Origin of the sequence: Streptomyces sp. (genome assembly GCF_035644915.1) — a bacterium.
Classification (GTDB): Bacteria; Actinomycetota; Actinomycetes; order Streptomycetales; family Streptomycetaceae; genus Streptomyces.
This window is the reverse complement of record NZ_DASQNP010000232.1, coordinates 14,918-33,889: the sequence shown is the minus strand read 5'-3', so window position 1 is coordinate 33,889 and position 18,972 is coordinate 14,918. Positions and strand designations below refer to the sequence as shown.

The following is an 18,972-nucleotide window of genomic DNA, read 5'->3' as shown; positions in this document are numbered from 1 at the left end:
CCACTACCCCTCCCAGCTCTCCGGCGGCCAGCAGCAGCGGGTGGCCATCGCCCGGGCGCTGGCCATGGAGCCCAAGCTGATGCTGTTCGACGAGCCCACCTCGGCGCTCGACCCGGAGCTGGTCGGCGAGGTGCTGGACGTCATGCGCGACCTGGCCGAGGACGGCATGACGATGATCGTCGTCACCCACGAGATGGGCTTCGCCCGGGAGGTCGGCGACTCGCTGGTCTTCATGGACGACGGCGTGGTCGTCGAGGCCGGCCACCCGCGCGAGGTGCTGACCAACCCGCAGCACGAGCGGACCAAGGCGTTCCTGTCGAAGGTCCTCTGAGCGGTCCCCGAGCCCCTTCCGGGGTGACGAGGCGGTACGGATCCCGGCCCGGGATCCGTACCGCCTTCGGCTTTCCCGCCCGCCGGCCCGCCGTCCAGCGGCGTGCGTCACACCGGCGCCCGGTTCCGCCGCGACCCCCGCTCGTCCTAGGGTCGGATCATGTTTGCTGCCTATGCCGCGCGTATCGACCGCGATCAGCCGCTGAACGGACTCGAACTGGGCGAACGTCCGGAGCCGGACGTTCCGCCCGGGTGGACGACCATCGACGTCAAGGCGGCGTCGCTCAACCACCACGACCTGTGGTCCCTGCGCGGGGTCGGCCTGGACGAGGAGCTGCTGCCGATGATCCTCGGCTGCGACGCGGCCGGGGTGGACGCCGACGGCAACGAGGTCGTGGTGCACTCCGTCGTCGGCGCGACCGGCCACGGTGTCGGGCCGCGCGAGAGGCCGTCGATCCTGACCGAGAAGTACCAGGGCACGTTCGCCGAGCGGGTCGCCGTACCCCAGTGGAACGTCCTGCCCAAGCCGAAGGAGCTCTCCTTCGAGGAGGCTGCCTGCCTGCCGACGGCGTGGCTGACGGCGTACCGGATGCTGTTCACCAACGCCGGTGTACGGCCCGGCGACTCGGTCCTGGTCCAGGGCGCCGGTGGCGGCGTCGCCACGGCGGCCATCGTGCTGGGTGCCGCGGCGGGCCTGCGGGTCTTCGCCACCAGCCGCGACGAGACCAAGCGCAAGCGCGCCGAGGAACTGGGCGCCGAGGCCGCCTTCCCCAGCGGCGCGCGGCTGCCGCACCGGGTGGACGCGGTGATCGAGACGGTGGGCGCCGCCACCTGGTCCCACTCGGTGAAGTCCCTCAAGCCCGGCGGCACGCTGGTCATCTCGGGGGCGACCAGCGGACCGAACCCGCCCGCCACCGAGCTGAACCGGATCTTCTTCCTGGAGCTGAAGGTCGTCGGCTCCACGATGGGCTCCAAGGAGGAGCTGGCCTCGCTGCTGAGCTTCTGCGCGGCCAAGGGCGTCCGCCCGGTGATCGACTCCGTCCTGCCGCTGGACCGGGCCCGCGAGGGCTTCGAGAAGATGGCGGCGGGCGACCTGTTCGGCAAGGTCGTCCTGACGGTCTGACGCCTTGACGGTCCCGGCCGGGATCCCCGCGCGGCGGTGCGCAGGGCGAAGGGGCCGGCGAAGGGGGACACTCCGTTCCCGGGGGAACTACTCCGGCCGCCGGGAGCGCAGCAGGGCGACGATGTGGGCCGCCGCCGTGGACAGGTGGCGGCGGGCCTCGCCCAGTTGCTCCTCACTGATCCCGTGGTCGCGGGCCGCGTCCCGCACGTCGTCGCGGAACCGGTCCAGCAGCCTCTCCAGGTCGCGCCGCGGATCACCGGAGGAGGCGCTCTCCTCGGCCCACTCCGGCGTCGGCACGCCGGCCGGATCGGGCTCGGCGTACGGCGGCCAGGGTGTGGTGTGGCCGGTGATCCGGCCCAGACTGCCCATCTGCCGGGCCAGCTCCGCCATGCCCAGGCGCACCGCGCCCTGCCAGTCGCCCTGCTGGGCCCGCGCCTGCACCTCCTGCGCCTGCTCCTGGAGCCGGCGGGCCATCCGCTGGACCTCCTCCCGGGCCGCGTCCCGCGCCTGGCGGGCCTTGCGCGCCTGGACCCTGGCCTGCTGGGCCTCCTGCCGGGCGCGGTGGGCCTGCTCCTTCCACTGCTCCCTGGCCCTGCGCATCTCCTCCTTCACCGCCCGCAGCGCCTCCTGGTCCGCCCAGGGGCCCTCCCAGGCGGTCTTCCAGGCGGCCTCCCAGCCGGGGGCGGGCTCCTCCCCGTTCCCCTCCCCGTTCCCGGCGCTGCGGTTCTGCCGCGCGGCCTCGCGCACCTCGCGGCGCAGGTCGCCGGCCGCGCCCCTGACGTCCTCGCGGATGTCGGCGGCCAGGGCCGCCAGCGACTCGTGGATCTCCTCCTCCAGCTCGGCCAGCTCGTCCTGCCGGTCGGCGAGTTCGGTGCGGCCCGCGGGGGTGAGGGAGTAGACCTTGCGGCCGCCCTCGGTGGTGTGGCTGACCAGGCCCTCGGCCTCCAGCTTGGCCAGCCGCGGGTAGACCGTGCCGGCGGAGGGCGCGTACAGCCCCTGGAAGCGCTCCTCCAGCAACCGGATCACCTCGTAGCCGTGGCGCGGTGCCTCGGCGAGCAGCTTCAGCAGGTACAGGCGCAGTCGGCCGTGGGCGAAGACGGGGGGCATGTCACACGTCCTTACGGAGGGAGGGCTCGGCCGGCGGGACCGTGTCGTCGGGAGGGCCGGGGGCGTCGGGCTCCTCGCCGTCCACCGGCGGGCGGCGCAGCAGGGCGATCGAGCCGGAGACGGTGGTGGCCCGCAGCCGTCCGTTGCCCGCCCCGAGGGTGCCCGTGATCTGCTTGGCCCCCCACTGCCCGGAGACCCGCAGGTCCTCGAAGGCGCAGGAGACGCTGCCGCCGGCGGTGCTGGCGTCGACCACGGCGTCGGCCGGGTGCGGCAGCCGGACGGCGATCTCGCCCGAGACGGAGTTGAGCCGGACGTCCGTGGGCCGCGCCGTCCGCCCCAGGTCGAGGTCCACCACCATGTCGCCGCTGACCGAGTCGGCCCTCACCGACGAGCCTCCGCCGTCGATGACCGTCAGATCGCCGGAGACGGAGTTGAACCGCAGGTCGCCGGTCACCCCCTGCGCCTCGACGCCGCCGGAGACCGTCTCGGCCCGCACGTCGCCGGTCAGGCCCACCAGGGTGACACCGCCGCTGATCCCGCGGACGCTCGTGCGCCCCTGGATGCCGGTGACGACCGCGTCGGCCCCGACGACCCCGACCTCGACCCTGGTCCCGGCGGGCACGGCGAGCGACACGTCGGCGTCGCGCTGCCATCCCTTGCGGTCGAGCAGGCCGAGGAAGCCCTTCCAGGGCAGGTCGTCGTACGCGACCGTGAGCGTGCCGTCCTCCAGGACGACGGTCAGCGGGGGGCCTTCGATGGCCCCCACCTCCAGCCGGGCGGTCGGGTCGTCGGTGCCGACGACGTTGACCGCGCCGCCCACGACGCGCACCCGCACTGTGTGAACGGTCCCGTCGAGGGCGAGCCTGCGCGGCTCCCCCACGGACCACTCCGACCGGCCTGGCACGACGGCCTCCCTGTTTCGGCGTACGACGACATATCGCGTCTCTTGATGGACACGATATATCGCGGGAGGGGGAAGTCAAGAAGCGACCTCGCCCCCGCACCCCGCCGGGCGGGGAGAGGGGGCGAGGCGGTGGCACCGGGCGTCGGCCGTCAGTCGTCAGTCGTCCTCGTCGTCCAGCCGCGCCAGCCAGGTGGCGAGCCGCTCGACGGGCACCTCGAAGTCCGGATTGAGGTCGACGAAGGTCCGGAGCTGCTCGGCGAGCCAGTCGAAGGTGATCTCCTCCTCGCCGCGCCGCTGCGCCAGCTCCTCGATGCCGCGGTCGGTGAAGTACATGGATGCTCCTGGTCGGTGGTACGGGCGTGGGGCCCGCACCGTCGCGGAGACGGCGCGGACCCCACGGGGCCTGCGGACGGCGGCCGCCGCCCTCAGAGGTCGAAGACCTCGCTGATGAGCTGCTGCTGCTCGGCCTGGTGGCGCTTGGCCGAGCCCACCGCCGGGGACGAGGAGGACGGGCGCGAGACCCGGCGCAGCCGGTCCGCGCTCGGCGCCTTCCCCGCCCCGATGAACAGGTCGAGGTGGTCCACCAGGTTGAGCGCGATGAACGGCCAGGCACCCTGGTTCGCCGGCTCCTCCTGGGCCCAGACGATCTTCGTGGCACCGCTGTAGCGCGCCATCTCCGTCTGGATCTCCTTGCCGGGCAGCGGGTAGAGCCGCTCCAGCCGGATGATCGCGGTGTCGGTCACGCCCCGCTTCCTGCGCTCCGCGTCGAGGTCGTAGTAGATCTTGCCGGAGCAGAAGACCACCTTGCTGACCTGCTCCGGGTCGACCGAGGTGTCACCGATGACCGGCCGGAAGCCGCCGGTGGTGAACTCCGACGCCTTGGAGGTCGCCGCCTTGAGCCGGAGCATCGACTTCGGGGTGAAGACGATCAGCGGCTTGTGGTGCGGGTTGTGGACCTGCCAGCGCAGCAGGTGGAAGTAGTTCGACGGCAGGGTCGGCATCGCGACCGTCATGCTGTCCTGCGCGCACAACTGGAGGAAGCGCTCGATCCGGGCCGAGGAGTGGTCCGGGCCCTGGCCCTCGTAGCCGTGCGGCAGCAGCAGGGTCACACCGGAGGTCTGGCCCCACTTCTGCTCGGCCGAGGAGATGAACTCGTCGATCACCGTCTGGGCGCCGTTGGCGAAGTCGCCGAACTGCGCCTCCCACATCACCAGCGCCTCGGGACGGGCCAGGGAGTAGCCGTACTCGAAGCCCATCGCCGCGTACTCGCTCAGCAGCGAGTCGTAGACGTTGAAGCGGGCCTGGTCCTCCGACAGGTACAGCAGCGGGGTGTAGTCCTCGCCGGTCTCCCGGTCCACCAGCACGGCGTGGCGCTGGCCGAAGGTGCCGCGGCGGGAGTCCTGGCCGGCCAGCCGGACGGGGGTGCCCTCCATCAGCAGCGAGCCGATGGCCAGGGTCTCGCCCATCGCCCAGTCGATCTTGTCCTCCTCGACCATCGCCGCGCGGCGCTGGAGCTGCGGCAGCAGGCGGGGGTGGACGGTGATCCGCTCGGGGATGTTGACCTGGGACTCGGCGATCCGCTTGAGGACCTCCTCGCTGACACCGGTGTCGACCGCCACCGGGAACTCCGGCTGCGGGGCCGGGACCTCGGCCGGCACCGGGGAGGAGGTGGCGTCGCGGACCTCGGTGAAGACCTTCTCCAGCTGCCCCTGGAAGTCCTGGAGCGCCTGCTCGGCCTCCTCCAGGGTGATGTCGCCCCGGCCGATCAGCGACTCGGTGTAGAGCTTGCGCACCGAGCGCTTCTTGTCGATCAGGTTGTACATCAGCGGCTGGGTGAAGTGCGGGTTGTCGGCCTCGTTGTGCCCGCGGCGGCGGTAGCAGATGAGGTCGATCACCACGTCCTTGTTGAACGCCTGGCGGAACTCGAAGGCCAGCCGCGCCACGCGGACGCAGGCCTCCGGGTCGTCGCCGTTGACGTGGAAGATCGGCGCCTCGATCATCCGCGCCACGTCGGTGCAGTACATCGACGAGCGGGCCGACTCCGGCGGGGCGGTGAACCCGACCTGGTTGTTGATGACCACGTGGACGGTGCCGCCGGTGCGGTAGCCGCGGAGCTGCGACATGTTGAGGGTCTCGGCCACCACGCCCTGGCCCGCGAAGGCCGCGTCGCCGTGCAGCAGGACCGGCAGGACGGTGAAGTCGGTGCCGCCCTTGCCGATGACGTCCTGCTTGGCGCGGGCCACGCCCTCCAGCACCGGGTCCACGGCCTCCAGGTGGGAGGGGTTGGCGGTGAGCGAGACCTTGATCTTCTCGCCGTCCAGCCCGGTGAAGGTGCCCTCGGCGCCCAGGTGGTACTTCACGTCGCCGGAGCCGTGCATCGACTTCGGGTCGAGGTTGCCCTCGAACTCGCGGAAGATCTGGGCGTAGGACTTGCCCACGATGTTGGCCAGCACGTTGAGCCGGCCGCGGTGGGCCATGCCGATGACGACCTCGTCCAGCCGCGCCTCGGCGGCGGCGTCCAGCACGGCGTCCAGCAGCGGGATGACGGACTCGCCGCCCTCCAGCGAGAACCGCTTCTGGCCGACGTACTTGGTCTGCAGGAAGACCTCGAACGCCTCGGCGGCGTTCAGCCGGCGCAGGATGCGAAGCTGCTCGTCACGCGCCGGCGAGGAGTGCGGGCGCTCGACGCGGTCCTGGATCCACTTGCGCTGCTTGGGGTCCTGGATGTGCATGTACTCGATGCCGGTGGTGCGGCAGTACGAGTCGCGCAGCACGCCCAGGATGTCGCGCAGCTTCATCACCGACTTGCCGGCGAAGCCGCCGACCGCGAACTCGCGCTCCAGGTCCCACAGGGTGAGCCCGTGCTCGGTGATGTCGAGGTCGGGGTGCTTGCGCTGCTTGTACTCCAGCGGGTCGGTGTCGGCCATGACGTGGCCGCGGACCCGGTAGGAGTGGATCAGGTCGAAGACGCGGGCGGCCTTGGTGACGTCGTCGTCGTGGCTGGTGTCGATGTCCTTGAGCCAGCGGACCGGCTCGTAGGGGATGCGCAGCGCCTCGAAGATCTCGTCGTAGAAGCCGTCCTCGCCCAGCAGCAGCTGGTGGATGATCCGCAGGAACTCGCCGGAGGCGGCACCCTGGATCACCCGGTGGTCATAGGTGCTGGTGAGCGTCATGACCTTGGAGATGCCCAGCTTGTTCAGGGTGTCCTGCGAGGTGCCCTGGAACTCGGCCGGGTACTCCATCGCGCCGACGCCCAGGATCACGCCCTGGCCGGGCATCAGGCGCGGCACCGAGTGGACGGTGCCGATGCCGCCGGGGTTGGTCAGCGACGCGGTGACGCCGGTGAAGTCCTCCATCGTCAGCTTGCCCGCGCGGGCCCGGCGGACGATGTCCTCGTAGGCCTGCCAGAACTCGAAGAAGGTGAGCGTCTCGGCCTTCTTGATGGCGGCCACGACGAGCTGGCGGTCGCCGTTGGGCTTCACCAGGTCGATGGCCAGGCCGAGGTTGACGTGCTCCGGCTTGACGAGGGTCGGCTTGCCGTCCTTCTCGGCGTACGAGTAGTTCATCGACGGCATCGCCTTGAGCGCCTTCACCATGGCGTAGCCGATCAGGTGCGTGAAGGACACCTTGCCGCCGCGGGCGCGCTTGAGGTGGTTGTTGATGACGATGCGGTTGTCGATGAGCAGCTTCACCGGGACCGCGCGCACCGACGTGGCGGTGGGCAGCTCCAGCGAGGCGTTCATGTTCCGGGCGACCGCGGCGGCCGGGCCGCGCAGCGGCACGTACTCCGCCCCGGCCTCCGCCTCCGGCCCGGCCTTGGGGGCCTGGGCGGCCTTGCCGGCCGGCTCGCCCTTGGCGGCGGGCTTCGCGGCCGGCTCGGCGGCGGGCTTCGCCGCGGGCGCCGGGGCCGGGGCCGGCTTCGTGGCGGGCGGCGCGGACTGCTGCGCCTGCTGCGGCTGCGGCGGGGTCTGGGGAGCCTGGGTGGTCTGGGGTGTCCGAGGGGCCTGGGTCTCGGCCGTCGGCTTCGACGCGGTGGGGGCCGCGGCTCCTCCCGCGGCCTGCCCCGGCTTGTAGTCGGCGAAGAAGTCCCACCAGGCCCGGTCTACCGAGTTCGGGTCCTGGAGGTACTGCTGGTAGATCTCGTCGACGAGCCACTCGTTGGGGCCGAAACCGGCGGAGGGACTCTTCCCCTGCCCGTCCTGCTCGGTCGAGACGCTCGAAGTCTTGGGGGCCTGTGGCGACACGGCGGCAACCGCCCTCTTCCGCTTACCTGTGTGGGTGGACAGCAGAAATAAAGGCTACGCCCCCGCGGCTGTTCGGTGCAGTCGGCATGGGGTTGGCGTCAGCTATGTCACATCCGGCGGTATGTTTCGGCGCGGTTCCGGGCGGGAAACACACGCGTTTGCCCTGCATCAGGCAACACTGAACCGCCGGAACGGCCTCCGGGACCGCTCCGTTGCGTTCCTCCCCGCCGACTTTACGTCGGCCTCTGCGTCAACTCCGTGCCGGAGGTGTCGCCGGGAAGCGTGACGAGGATGCGGCAGCCCCGCGGGGATTCGGCCACCCCGATCCGCCCGCCGTGCAGGTCCACCGCCCAGCGCGCGATGGCCAGCCCCAGTCCCGTGCCGCCGTCGCCGCCCTTGGCCGAGGCGGAGCGGCCGAAGCGCTCGAAGACCCGGTCGCGGTCCGCCTCCGGGATGCCCGGCCCCTCGTCCAGCACCTCCAGCGCCAGGCTCAGCGGGGCCCGGCCGGGCCGCGCCCGCACGGTCACCCGGCCGTGCGGCGGACTGTGCTTGACGGCGTTGTCGATCAGGTTGGCGACCACCTGGTGCAGCCGCTCGGTGTCGGCGTACGCGGCCAGGTCCGGGGGCGAGACGTCCAGGTGGAGGTGGACGTCGGTGCGGGAGTGCCCCTCGCCCTTGGTCATGTTGGCTTCCTTGAGCACGCCCGACAGGTACGGCCACACCTCGAAGCGCCGGGCGTGCAGCGGCACCACGCCGTTGTCGAGCCGGGACAGGTCCAGCAGGTGCTCCACCAGGCGGCCCAGCCGCTCGGTCTGCCGCAGCGCGGTGTCCATGGTCGCCGGATCGGCCTCCGAGACCCCGTCCACCACGTTCTCCAGCACCGCGCGCAGCGCCGCGATCGGGGTGCGCAGCTCGTGGGAGACGTTGGCGACCAGCTCCTTGCGGTGCCGGTCGGCGGCCTCCAGGTCGGCGGCCATGCGGTTGAAGGTGTCGGCCAGCTCGCCCAGCTCGTCCCGGCGCTCGACGCGGACCCGCCGGCTGTAGTCGCCGCGGGCCATCGAGCGGGCCGCGTCCGTCATCTCGTCCAGCGGCGCGGCCAGCCCGTGGGCCACGAACTGGGTGACCACCAGGGAGGCGATCACCGCGAGCAGGGCGATCACCCGCAGCTCGATCGCCGAGTGGAACGCGACGATGGTCAGCAGCGTGGTGATGGCCACCGTGGCGATGACCAGCGCGCCCAGCGCCGCCTTGACCGAGCGGTTGGGGTCCAGGGGGCGCAGGCCCTCCCAGCAGCGCTTCCACAGGGAACGGCAGCGGCCCGCGCCCGGTCTGCCCGCGCCGGAGCCGCCCGCGCGGGAGCCGCTCCCGCGCGGTCCGCTCACGCCCAGTCGGAGGCCGGTGCGGGGGCCTCCAGCGCGTAGCCGACGCCGTGGACCGTGCGTATCCGCTCCGCGCCGATCTTCCGGCGCAGCGCCTTGATGTGGCTGTCCACCGTCCGCGTCCCCGAGGCGTCCGCCCAGTCCCACACCTCGGCCAGGAGCTGCTCGCGCGAGAGCACCGCGCGCGGCGAGTTGGCCAGGCAGACCAGCAGGTCGAACTCGGTCGGGGTGAGGTGGACGTCCTTGCCGGAGACCCTCACCCGGCGCTGGGCGTGGTCGATCTCCAGTTCGCCCAGCCGCAGGGTGCCCGAGCGCGGCGAGGTCGCGGCGAGCGTGGCCCGCTCCACGCGGCGCAGCAGCACGTGGACCCGGGCGACCAGCTCCCGCATGGAGAAGGGCTTGGTCATGTAGTCGTCCGCGCCGACCCCGAGCCCGACCAGCATGTCGGTCTCGTCGTCCCGGGCGGTGAGCATCAGCACCGGCACCGGCCGCTGGGCCTGCACCCGGCGGCAGACCTCCAGGCCGTCGAAGCCGGGCAGCATCACGTCCAGCACCAGCAGATCGGGCTGCCACACCTCGGCCGTCTCCACCGCCGCCGGACCGTCCCCGGCCGTGCGGACCTGGAAGCCCTCGGCGCGCAGCCGCGCGGCGACCGCCTCGGTGATCGTCGGGTCGTCCTCCACGACCAGGACCCGGCGCTGGGCGCCCGGGGTGGCCGCCGCGGCGGTGCCGCCGCCGTGGGTCTGAGTCGTGTTCCTGTGGTCCATACGCCTCGCCCTGCTGTCGGTTTCTTGCAGCAGCGTAAAGGGCTGTTGAGCGGCTGCGCTACGCCGGTCGGGTCGCGAGGTGGACCACGTCCGGGACGCCTCGGACGACGGGGATCTCTTCGGTGCGCACCCGCCCGAATCCGGCATCGCGCAGGGCGTCCTCGAACGCCGGGGACGGCTGCGCGGACCACACGGCGAGCACCCCGCCCGGGGTGAGCCGCCGGGCGCACGCGGCGAGTCCGGCGGGGGAGTAGAGCGAGCCGTTGTCCTCGGTGACCGTCCAGCCGGGCCCGTTGTCGATGTCCAGGCACAGGGCGTCCCAGGACTCGCCGTCGCCCCGCAGGAAGGCCGGCAGGTCGGCCCGGACGACGCGGACGCGCGGGTCGGACAGGGCCCCGGCCGACATCCCGCCGAGCGGGCCGCGACGGTGCCAGTCGATGACCGCCTCCTCCCGCTCGACGACCGTGATCCGCCCCCAGCGCGGCTCGGCCGCCGCCTCGGCCGGCGAGAAGCCGACGCCGAGCCCGCCGATCAGCACGGTGGGCGCGGGCCGGCCGCCGAGCGCGTCCAGCTCCTCCAGGGCCGCCCGCACCAGCCGCCGCTCGGAGCGGCCGTCGGAGGTGTCCATCAGGAAACAGCCGTTGGCGATGATCTGGAGCAGTTCCCCGTGCCGCCGCAGCACCACCTCGCCGTGGGGGCCGTCGCGGCGGTCCAGGACCCGGGGCTGCCCGGCGGTCTCGTACGAGGCAGGCATGCGTCCATCCTGCCGGGGCCGCGCGGGATGCCGCACGGGGGCAGGAGCAGGATGGAAACAAGCCGAAACGGTCATATCGCACGGCGTCGGCGGGCCGAAGGCCGTGGGCGCCGATCGCTCACGGCGAACACGTGTCGGGGAACACGTGACCCCGGGCCGGGCATTGAACAGGCATTGAGTCTTCTTAGCTCAATTTGCCTGCCGAGGGAGAGATCATGGCTCTGTCGCCCACAACGCTCACCCTGCCCGTGCTGCCCCTCGACAACGAGGTCGTGCTCCCCGGGATGGTGGTGCCGCTGGACCTGTCGGACTCCGAGGTGCGGGCCGCGGTGGAGGCCGCACAGTCGGCGGCGCAGTCCGCCGGGAGAGACGGCGAGCGGGAGAAGGGGGAGAAGCCACGGGTCCTGCTGGTGCCACGCGTGGACGGCACGTACGCGGGCATCGGCGTGCTCGGCCGCGTGGAGCAGGTCGGACGGCTGGCCGACGGCGACCCCGGCGCGCTGATCCGCGGCGTGAGCCGGGTGCGGATCGGCGCCGGCACCACCGGCCCGGGCGCCGCGCTGTGGGTGGAGGGCACCGAGGTGGAGGAGGTCGCCTCCGGCCCCGACGGCAGGGCCCCCAGCCCCGGAGCGGTCGCCGAGCTGGTGAAGGAGTACAAGGCCCTGGCGACCACCTGGCTGCGCAAGCGCGGCGCCTGGCAGGTCGTGGACCGCATCCAGCAGATAGACGACGCCGGACAGCTCGCCGACAACTCCGGCTACAGCCCGTTCCTGGGCATCGAGCAGCGCGTGAAGCTGCTGGAGACCATCGACCCGGTCGAGCGGCTGAAGCTCGCCACGGGCTGGTTGAGGGACCACCTCGCCGAGCAGGACGTCGCCGAGGCCATCGCCAAGGACGTCCAGGAGGGCGTGGACAGGCAGCAGCGCGAGTTCCTGCTCCGCCGCCAGCTCGAGGCCGTCCGCAAGGAGCTGGCCGAGCTGAACGGCGACAGCGGCGACGAGGGCGACGACTACCGGGCCCGGGTGGAGGCCGCGAACCTGCCCGAGAAGGTCAGGGAGGCGGCGCTGAAGGAGGTCGACCGGCTGGAGCGGACCTCCGACCAGAGCCCCGAGAGCGGCTGGATCCGCACCTGGCTGGACACCGTGCTCGACATGCCCTGGAACGAGCGGACCGAGGACGCGTACGACATCGCCGGGGCCCGCGCCGTCCTGGACGCCGACCACGCCGGGCTGGACGAGGTCAAGGAGCGCATCATCGAGTACCTGGCGGTCCGCAAGCGCCGCGCCGAGCGCGGGCTCGCCCCGGTGGACGACTCCCGGCGCCCCGGCGGACGCCGGGCCGGCGGGGCGGTGCTCGCCCTCGTCGGGCCCCCCGGCGTCGGCAAGACCTCGCTCGGCCAGAGCGTGGCCCGCGCGATGGGCCGGAAGTTCGCCCGGGTCGCGCTCGGCGGCGTCCGCGACGAGGCCGAGATCCGCGGCCACCGGCGCACCTACGTCGGCGCGCTGCCGGGCCGGATCGTGCGGGCGGTCAAGGAGGCCGGCTCGATGAACCCGGTCGTCCTGCTCGACGAGGTCGACAAGGTGGGCAGCGACTTCCGGGGCGACCCGGCCGCCGCCCTGCTGGAGGTCCTCGACCCCGCCCAGAACCACACCTTCCGGGACCACTACCTGGAGGTGGAACTCGACCTGTCCGACGTGGTCTTCCTGGCCACGGCCAACGTCCTGGAGGCCATCCCGCAGCCGCTGCTGGACCGCATGGAGCTGGTGCGGCTCGACGGCTACACCGAGGACGAGAAGGTCGTCATCGCCCGCGACCACCTGGTGCCCCGGCAGCTCGACCGCGCCGGGCTGGCGGCGGACGAGGTGGCCTTCGAGGAGGCCGCGCTGCGCAAGCTGGCCGGGGAGTACACCCGCGAGGCGGGCGTGCGCGACCTGGAGCGGAACGTCGCACGGCTGCTGCGCAAGATCGCCACCCAGCACGAACTGGGCGAGCGCGAGCTGCCGTTCACCGTCCGCGTGGAGGACCTGCGCCCGCTGATCGGCCGCCCGCACCACACCCCCGAGTCCGCCCAGGACCCGGCGGAGCGGCGCACGGCGGTGCCGGGCGTGGCCACCGGGCTGGCGGTCACCGGCGCGGGCGGCGACGTGCTCTACGTCGAGGCGTCGCTGGCCGACCCGGAGACGGGCGGCTCGGGCCTGACGCTGACCGGGCAGCTCGGCGACGTGATGAAGGAGTCCGCGCACATCGCGCTCTCCTACCTCCGCTCGCGCGGCGCCGAACTGGAGCTGCCGGTCGGCGACCTGAAGGAGCGCGGCGTCCACCTGCACATCCCGGCGGGCGCGATCCCCAAGGACGGGCCGAGCGCGGGCATCACCATGACCACCGCGCTGGCCTCGCTGCTGTCGGGCCGTCAGGTCCGCCCGGACGTGGCGATGACCGGCGAGGTCTCGCTGACCGGCCGGGTGCTGCCGATCGGCGGGGTGAAGCAGAAGCTGCTCGCCGCGCACCGGGCGGGGATCACCACGGTGATCATCCCCAGGCGCAACGAGCCCGACCTGGACGACGTGCCCGAGGAGGTGCTGCGGAAGCTGGACGTCAAGCTGGTCTCCGACGTCCGCCAGGTCCTGGAGCTGGCCCTGACCCCCGCGGCGGCGGACCTCCCGATCGCGGCCTGAGCGCCGCCCTCCGGGCGGATGCCCGCACCGGCGGTCCCCGCCCCGCCCCGCGCCGCGCGGGGCGGGGACCGCCGGTGGTCCGTTCCTGGGAAATACTGGCGTCGGCCGCGGCCGACGCCGCCGGCGCGACCCCGTCGCCGAGACCCCGGAAAGGGCGCTGACGTGCACGACCACGGGACCGCACACGGCCCCGGAGACCACCCGGAGGCAGACCTGGGCGAGGACCGGACCCGACCCGGCGCGCCCGGGCCGGAGTTCCTCGCCCTGGAGCGCGAACTGGCCGTCTTCCTGCGCCGGGCCCGCGCCTCCTCCGGCGAACTGGCCCGCGCGGTCCACCCCGACATGGAGCCCGCGGCGTACGGCCTGCTGGTGCGGCTGGCGGACGCCGGACCGCAGCGCGCCACCGACCTCGCCGGGTACTTCGGCGTCGGCAAGGCCACGATGAGCCGCCAGCTTCGGACCCTGGAGTCCCTCGGCCTGGTCACCCGCACCCCCGACCCGGACGACGGCCGCGCCTGGCTGGTGCGCCTCACCCCCGAGGGGCGCGCCCGGTTCACCCGGGTCCGGGAGGCCCGGCGCGCCCGGTACATGCGCGAGCTCGCCTCCTGGGACCGCGGCGAGATCGCCGAACTGGCCCGGCTGCTGCACCGGTTGAACACCCTGGGCGGCCCCGAGGACCCCGCCCGCCCGGGCGGCCGACGGACGGGCGCCCAAAACCCCGGCGCCTAGGGTCCGGCCGGCCGGAACTCCACCAGCACCGCCGTCGCGTCGTCGTGGACCTTGCCGCGCGGGAAGGCCGTGCCGCCCGGATCGGCGGACTCGGCGGTGCGGACCCGGGAGATGAGCGACCGCGGCCCCTCCGTGCGGAGCACCGCCGCCAGCGCGGCCCAGTCGCCCAGCCGGAAGGTCTCCGCCCAGCGGGTGACGCCGTCGCTCAGCGCGGCGAGCGCGCGCACCCGCTCCCGGGGCGTGCTGCCCGTCACCGCGCGGGCGGCCACCGCGGGATCGGCCGCCGCCGTGAAGAAGCCGCCCTCCGCGTTGCGCAGGCCCTCCAGGTACGCGGCGCGCTCCGCGGGGGGCAACGCCCGCGCGGCGGGCCGGAGTCCGTCCAGCCGGGTGTCGAGCACGGGTGTCACCGTGCCGTCCGTCTCCTCGACCAGCAGCGCCGAGTCGGAGAGCACCAGGTGCTCGACGACCGACTCGTCCCAGCGCGCCAGCACCACCGTGGCCTGCGGCGTACGGGCGTGAGAAAGGTCACACCCCGGACCGTGGGCGGAGGCGGTCCGCTCGATGGCGGCCGCGAGGCACTCTGCCAGCGTCATATCCCGGCGCGAACCGGACAGTTCGAGCAGCGCCCCGCCGAGCCGGGCCACGTACCACGGCACGCCGTGCCCGCAGCCGGTGTCCTCCGGCGGCGGAGTCACCCCGTCCAGCAGTACCAGTGCGCCGCCGCGCCCCGCCGCGGGCAGTGCCACCGAGGCGAAGTCCTCGTTGGGGATCCGCGGGCTGCCGGGCTCGCTCGCCATCTCGATCCGCATGCGCGCCAGTCTGCCGGAGTGGGCCGGAGGGGGCCGGAGCGGGCCGCAAGGGCGGCGAAAGGGAGGCGAAAGGGGCGGCGGAGGAGGAGGGGGAAGCCGGACCGGGCCGACAGGAGCCGGGCGGATCGGCGCCGCCGCCGCGGCCTGTGGCACTTCGCCGGAGTTCTGCCGGAATCGGGGCATCCGTGAAGTGGCGGGCGGGCATCCTGCCAAAACCGCGCGCGAATTTCCAGCTCATGACCGGTGTGTGGGCAAACCGCCGCCCGGACCGGAGTTGTTCGGCAACTCCCCTGTGATGTTCACTCCTTCGAGTGGCCCGGCACGGGGAACGGTTCCCGCCCCCACGGCAGCGCTGACATGGTCGGTCGCCGCAGGTGGGCACAGGAGGACGGGATACGGTTCCTTGCCGCACACGTTGGACTGTCGCGTCCCGGGCGGACCCGGGACGGCTGAGCGAGATTGCGAGCGCGGGTGGGGAAGAAGCGACTCCGGGGCGGCCGGCAGAACAACCATCAGGGCACCACGACCTCCACGGTCACCACGTCCGCGCGCAGGGGACGGGTGCGCAACCGGCTGCTCGTCTCCGTCACCCTGTGCGCCGTCGCCGTGCTCGCCGCGGGCGCGCCCGGCGTGGCCACGGCCTCGCGCGACCTGACCGACTCCCAGCGGCTGGTCGACCGCGCCGAGCTGGGCCGGCGGGCCGTCTCCCTCTCCCACGCCCTGGCCGACGAGCGCGACGCCGTCGTCCGTCTCATCGCCACGGGAGGCGCCGCCGACGGGGGCGAGGGCCTCCCCGAGAAGGAGAGCGCCCGCGTGGACCGCGGGATCCGGGAGCTGCGCGCCGACGCGCCCGCCGGCGTACGGCGGCTGCTCGACGCGTTCCCCGACACCCGGCGGCAGGCCGTCGCCGGGAAGAGCGACGCGACCGAGGCGTACGAGGCGTACACCGAGGTCATCCAGTCCCTCGGCGGCATCACCGCCGCCACCACCCGCGCCCTCCCCGGCCGCGCCGAGAACGCCACGGCCGACGCGCTCCCCGACCTCGGCCGCGCCGTCGAGCGGGCGTCCGCCGCCCGCGGGCTGCTGCTGGCCGCGCTCGCCGCCGGAGGCGAGCAGGAACGGCTGACCACGGCGGCCCAGCAGGCGCACCTGCGCGAACAGGCCGCCCTCGCCGACTTCGACCAGACGGCGCGGCCCGCCGCCCGCGACGCGTACGCCAGGACCGTCACCGGCACCGACGTGCACCGGGCCGAGCGCTACCTCGCGCGCCTCACCGACCAGCCGCGGCTGGACTACCAGGACCTGGCCCTGGACGCCGACCGCGTCGCGGCCGCCCTGGCCGCCCGCGTGGACCGCATGCGCAGCATGGAGTCCTCGCTGGCCACCGCCGAGGTGAAGCGGCTGGAGAAGCTGCGCAACGACGACGTCACCGCGCTGGAGCTGAACGCCGCCCTGCTCGGGGCCTGCCTCCTGCTCACCCTCGGCATCAGCGTGCAGACCGCCCGCTCGATGACCCGGCCGCTGGCCGTCCTGCGGCGCGGCAGCCAGCGGGTGGCCGCCGACCCGGCGGGCGAGGAGCCGGTGGTCTACAAGGGCCGCAACGACGAGTTCGCCGACGTCGTGCGCGCCGTCAACCGGCTGCGGGACACCGCCGCCGCGCTGCACGAGCGCGCCGCACGGGCCGGGGGGACCGGGGAGCGGCAGGACGCCCCCGCCGGCGCCTCCGGCGGCGCCCCGGACACCTCCGTCCGCCTCACGCGGCGCACCCTGGACCTGGTGGAGCGGCAGCTCTCCCTCATCGAGGGCATGGAGCACGAGGAGAAGGAGCCGGACCGGCTCGCCGCCCTCTACGAGCTCGACCACCTCGCCACCCGGATGCGCCGGCACAGCGAGAACCTGCTGATCCTGGCCGGGGCCGGGGACGCCGCCGGCCACCGGGAACCGGTGTCGCTGCTGGACGTGCTGCGCGCCGCGGTCAGCGAGGTCGAGCACTACGAGCGCGTGGGGCTGGCCCCGGAGTTCCCGCGGGCCCGGGTCTCCGGCGCCGCCGCCGACGACCTCAGCCACCTGATCGCCGAGCTGGTGGACAACGCCGTCGCCTACTCGCCGCCGGAGGCCGGGGTGCGGCTCTCGGTCTGGCTGCTGGAGAGCGGCGAGATCACGCTGTCCGTCCAGGACGAGGGCACCGGCCTGACCGCCGAGCGGCTGGCCGAGCTGAACGCCCGCCTGGAGGAGTGGGGTGCCCAGGAGCCCTCCGTCCGGCCGCAGGGCCCCTCCGGGGAGGACGACGCGTCGGGCCTGGGCCTGTACGTGGTGGCCCGGCTCGCCGCGCGGCACGGGATCCGGGTGCGGCTGAGCGCGCAGGAGCAGGGCGGCACCGCCGCGGTCGTCACCCTGCCGCACGCCCTGCTGGTGGACGAGGACGACGAGGACACCGCCGAGCCCGTGGCGGGGGAGGAGGCCGCGGCACCGGCGCTGCCCGGCCGGGCCGGTGAGGAGGACACCGGGGCCGCCGACGAGGCGACCGCGGACGGGACCGCCGCGGACAAGACCGCGGCGGAGACCGCGGAGGGCAGGGCCGCCGCGGAGGACACCGGATCCGGCGACCGGACCACCGCCGGGCCGGCCGCCCCCGAGCAGGCCGCCGACACCGTGAGCATCCCCGCGGTGGGCACCGGGCCCACCGCCGGCGGCGGCACCAGCGGCGGCGATGCCAAGGCCGACGTCGACGTCGCCGCGGCCGACGAGGCCGCGGCCGACCCGGCGCGCGACGCCCTGGTCCGGGTCGCGGGACCGTACCTCGTCGAGCCCGACGAGCACGCCCGCGCCCGGGACGAGGCACCCGCCCCCGCCCCTGGGTCCGCTCCCGCTCCCGAGGCCGTCCCGGGGGCCGTACCCGCCCCCCGGCCCGCCCCCGCCGGAGAGGCCGTCACCGCCAAGGGCCTGCCCCGGCGCAAGCCCGCGGAGGCGGCGGCCGGTGTCGCACGGCCCCGCACGGGCGGCCTGAAGGCCGAGGAGCTGCGGCAGCGGCTCGGCGGCTTCCACCAGGGGGCCCGGGACGGCCGCCGGGACGCGGAGGCCGGGGTCGAGGCGGAGGAGAACGGCCCCGGCCGGCCGGCCGGGGAGCAGCCGACGGACACCGGCGACACCGGAGACACCAGCGGCACTGGCGGCACTGTCGAGGAGGCACGGACGTGAACGCGCCCACCACCGCACACACCCCCAGCAAGCGGGCGCGCGACCTGCGCTGGCTGCTGGAGAACCTGGTCAAGGAGGTGCCGGGCATACGGTCCGTGGCCGTGGTGTCCTCCGACGGGCTCCTCCTGCTGTCCTCCGACCCGGGCGATCCGGGCCGCCCGGAGGCCGCGCCGGGGAAGGGCGGCGAGCGGTCGGAGCACGGGCCCAAGGGCTCCAGCGCCGACCTGGCCACCATCGTCTCCGGCCTCGGCTCCCTCACCGAGGGCGCCGCGAAGCTGATGGACAGCGGCGCCGTCAAGCAGACCATGGTCGCGATGGACGAGGGCAACCTGCTGGTGATGTCGATCAGCGACGGCTCGCTGCTCGGCGTCCACGCCGCGCCCGACTGCGACACCGGCACCGTCGCGTACCACATGGGCCTCTTCGTCGGCCGCGCCGGACACGTCCTCACCCCCGAACTCCGCAACGAACTGCGCGCGTCGCTGGAGCCGGAGCGGTGACCTCCCGCGGTCCGCTGCCCGCGGGCGGACCCGCGCGGGTCCGCCCGTACTCCCTGACCGGCGGACGCACCCGCTTCGGCCACGTCCTGCTGGTGGAGACCCTCGTCGCCGCCATCGAGGCGCCCGGGGAGCGCCGCGAGCTGACCTCCGGGGGGCTGCGCGACCGGGTGATGCCCGAGATGAGGGCCATCGTCGAGCTGTGCCGCCGGATGCGGTCGGTCGCCGAGGTGGCCGCGCTGCTGCGGATGCCGCTGGGCGTGGTGCGCGTGCTGCTCAGCGACCTCGCCGACCAGGGGCTGATCCGGGTCTACGGCACCGGGTACGCCGGCGACCGCCCCGACCGGGCGGTGCTGGAACGGGTGTTGAGCGGACTGCGCAGGCTCTGACACCGAAATCCGGCACCGGACTCCGGCTTCCGGCTCCCGGGGACCGGCGCCGGTGCCGGGCACCACC

At 74.0% G+C, this 18,972-nt stretch carries 15 protein-coding genes; 7 read left to right on the top strand and 8 right to left on the bottom strand.

Going from position 1 to position 18,972, the window contains the following annotated elements:
* Both VE546_RS24895 and VE546_RS24890 read left to right on the top strand, forming a co-directional pair.
* Positions 1-331 (top strand): amino acid ABC transporter ATP-binding protein (locus tag VE546_RS24895; RefSeq protein ID WP_324926102.1); only part of this gene is annotated, 331 nt, incomplete at its 5' end.
* A 159-nt stretch (positions 332-490) separates the two neighbouring features.
* Positions 491-1,453 carry a zinc-binding dehydrogenase gene (locus VE546_RS24890; protein ID WP_324926100.1) on the top strand — a complete coding sequence of 321 codons (963 nt, stop codon included), beginning with the start codon at positions 491-493 and terminating at the stop codon, positions 1,451-1,453.
* An 87-nt stretch (positions 1,454-1,540) separates the two neighbouring features.
* On the opposite strand, the gene VE546_RS24885 is transcribed toward VE546_RS24890, so the two are convergent.
* From VE546_RS24885 to VE546_RS24855, 7 genes are all read right to left on the bottom strand, one after another.
* Positions 1,541-2,560 (bottom strand): PadR family transcriptional regulator, encoded by a 1,020-nt coding sequence (locus VE546_RS24885; protein ID WP_324926098.1) that lies wholly within the window; start codon positions 2,558-2,560, stop codon positions 1,541-1,543.
* A gap of 1 nt (position 2,561) precedes the next feature.
* Entirely contained in the window at positions 2,562-3,464 is a 903-nt protein-coding gene (locus VE546_RS24880; protein WP_324926097.1) for a DUF4097 family beta strand repeat-containing protein, read from the bottom strand.
* Between the two features lie 156 nt (positions 3,465-3,620).
* On the bottom strand, positions 3,621-3,797 hold the full coding sequence (locus tag VE546_RS24875) for a DUF6104 family protein (RefSeq protein WP_324926096.1): 177 nt from the start codon (positions 3,795-3,797) through the stop codon (positions 3,621-3,623).
* 92 nt (positions 3,798-3,889) lie between these two features.
* Entirely contained in the window at positions 3,890-7,708 is a 3,819-nt protein-coding gene (locus tag VE546_RS24870) for a multifunctional oxoglutarate decarboxylase/oxoglutarate dehydrogenase thiamine pyrophosphate-binding subunit/dihydrolipoyllysine-residue succinyltransferase subunit (protein ID WP_324926094.1), read from the bottom strand.
* A gap of 233 nt (positions 7,709-7,941) precedes the next feature.
* Positions 7,942-9,012, bottom strand: coding sequence for a HAMP domain-containing sensor histidine kinase (locus tag VE546_RS24865; protein WP_324926106.1), 1,071 nt, complete (start codon positions 9,010-9,012; stop codon positions 7,942-7,944).
* A 74-nt stretch (positions 9,013-9,086) separates the two neighbouring features.
* Positions 9,087-9,854: a response regulator transcription factor gene (locus tag VE546_RS24860; protein WP_324926092.1), complete on the bottom strand. Its 768-nt coding sequence runs from the start codon at positions 9,852-9,854 to the stop codon at positions 9,087-9,089.
* 58 nt (positions 9,855-9,912) lie between these two features.
* Positions 9,913-10,608 carry a spermidine synthase gene (locus tag VE546_RS24855; protein WP_324926091.1) on the bottom strand — a complete coding sequence of 232 codons (696 nt, stop codon included), beginning with the start codon at positions 10,606-10,608 and terminating at the stop codon, positions 9,913-9,915.
* Between the two features lie 215 nt (positions 10,609-10,823).
* Here VE546_RS24855 and lon point away from each other — a divergent pair, with 215 nt between their 5' ends.
* Entirely contained in the window at positions 10,824-13,283 is a 2,460-nt protein-coding gene (gene lon, locus VE546_RS24850; protein WP_324926089.1) for an endopeptidase La, read from the top strand.
* 213 nt (positions 13,284-13,496) lie between these two features.
* Positions 13,497-14,012 (top strand): MarR family transcriptional regulator, encoded by a 516-nt coding sequence (locus VE546_RS24845; RefSeq protein WP_324926104.1) that lies wholly within the window; start codon positions 13,497-13,499, stop codon positions 14,010-14,012.
* Here VE546_RS24845 and VE546_RS24840 read toward each other — a convergent pair.
* A complete protein-coding gene (locus tag VE546_RS24840; protein WP_324926087.1) occupies positions 14,009-14,821 on the bottom strand; it encodes a hypothetical protein in 813 nt (270 codons plus the stop codon). The two genes, VE546_RS24845 and VE546_RS24840, sit on opposite strands and share 4 nt — an antisense overlap.
* 471 nt (positions 14,822-15,292) lie before the next feature.
* Here VE546_RS24840 and VE546_RS24835 point away from each other — a divergent pair, with 471 nt between their 5' ends.
* Genes VE546_RS24835 through VE546_RS24825 form a run of 3 tightly spaced genes read left to right on the top strand, consistent with a single transcriptional unit; the run spans position 15,293 to position 18,905 of the window.
* Positions 15,293-18,019 carry a nitrate- and nitrite sensing domain-containing protein gene (locus VE546_RS24835; protein WP_324926085.1) on the top strand — a complete coding sequence of 909 codons (2,727 nt, stop codon included), beginning with the start codon at positions 15,293-15,295 and terminating at the stop codon, positions 18,017-18,019.
* Positions 18,016-18,519, top strand: coding sequence for a roadblock/LC7 domain-containing protein (locus tag VE546_RS24830; RefSeq protein WP_324926084.1), 504 nt, complete (start codon positions 18,016-18,018; stop codon positions 18,517-18,519). Before VE546_RS24835 ends, VE546_RS24830 begins: the two co-directional genes overlap by 4 nt.
* The gene (locus VE546_RS24825) at positions 18,516-18,905 is read left to right on the top strand and encodes a DUF742 domain-containing protein (RefSeq protein ID WP_324926082.1); all 390 of its coding nucleotides are present in this window, start codon (positions 18,516-18,518) and stop codon (positions 18,903-18,905) included. Before VE546_RS24830 ends, VE546_RS24825 begins: the two co-directional genes overlap by 4 nt.
* The last annotated feature ends 67 nt before the right edge of the window (positions 18,906-18,972 follow it).

What these genes read in the sequence shown, in the direction of transcription:
- VE546_RS24855 (WP_324926091.1), bottom strand. Translation starts at nt 10,608, where the DNA reads ATGCCTGCCTCGTACGAGACCGCCGGGCAGCCCCGGGTCCTGGACCGC.
- VE546_RS24860 (WP_324926092.1), bottom strand. Translation starts at nt 9,854, where the DNA reads ATGGACCACAGGAACACGACTCAGACCCACGGCGGCGGCACCGCCGCG.
- VE546_RS24890 (WP_324926100.1), top strand. Translation starts at nt 491, where the DNA reads ATGTTTGCTGCCTATGCCGCGCGTATCGACCGCGATCAGCCGCTGAAC.
- VE546_RS24885 (WP_324926098.1), bottom strand. Translation starts at nt 2,560, where the DNA reads ATGCCCCCCGTCTTCGCCCACGGCCGACTGCGCCTGTACCTGCTGAAG.
- VE546_RS24875 (WP_324926096.1), bottom strand. Translation starts at nt 3,797, where the DNA reads ATGTACTTCACCGACCGCGGCATCGAGGAGCTGGCGCAGCGGCGCGGC.
- VE546_RS24840 (WP_324926087.1), bottom strand. Translation starts at nt 14,821, where the DNA reads ATGCGGATCGAGATGGCGAGCGAGCCCGGCAGCCCGCGGATCCCCAAC.
- lon (WP_324926089.1), top strand. Translation starts at nt 10,824, where the DNA reads ATGGCTCTGTCGCCCACAACGCTCACCCTGCCCGTGCTGCCCCTCGAC.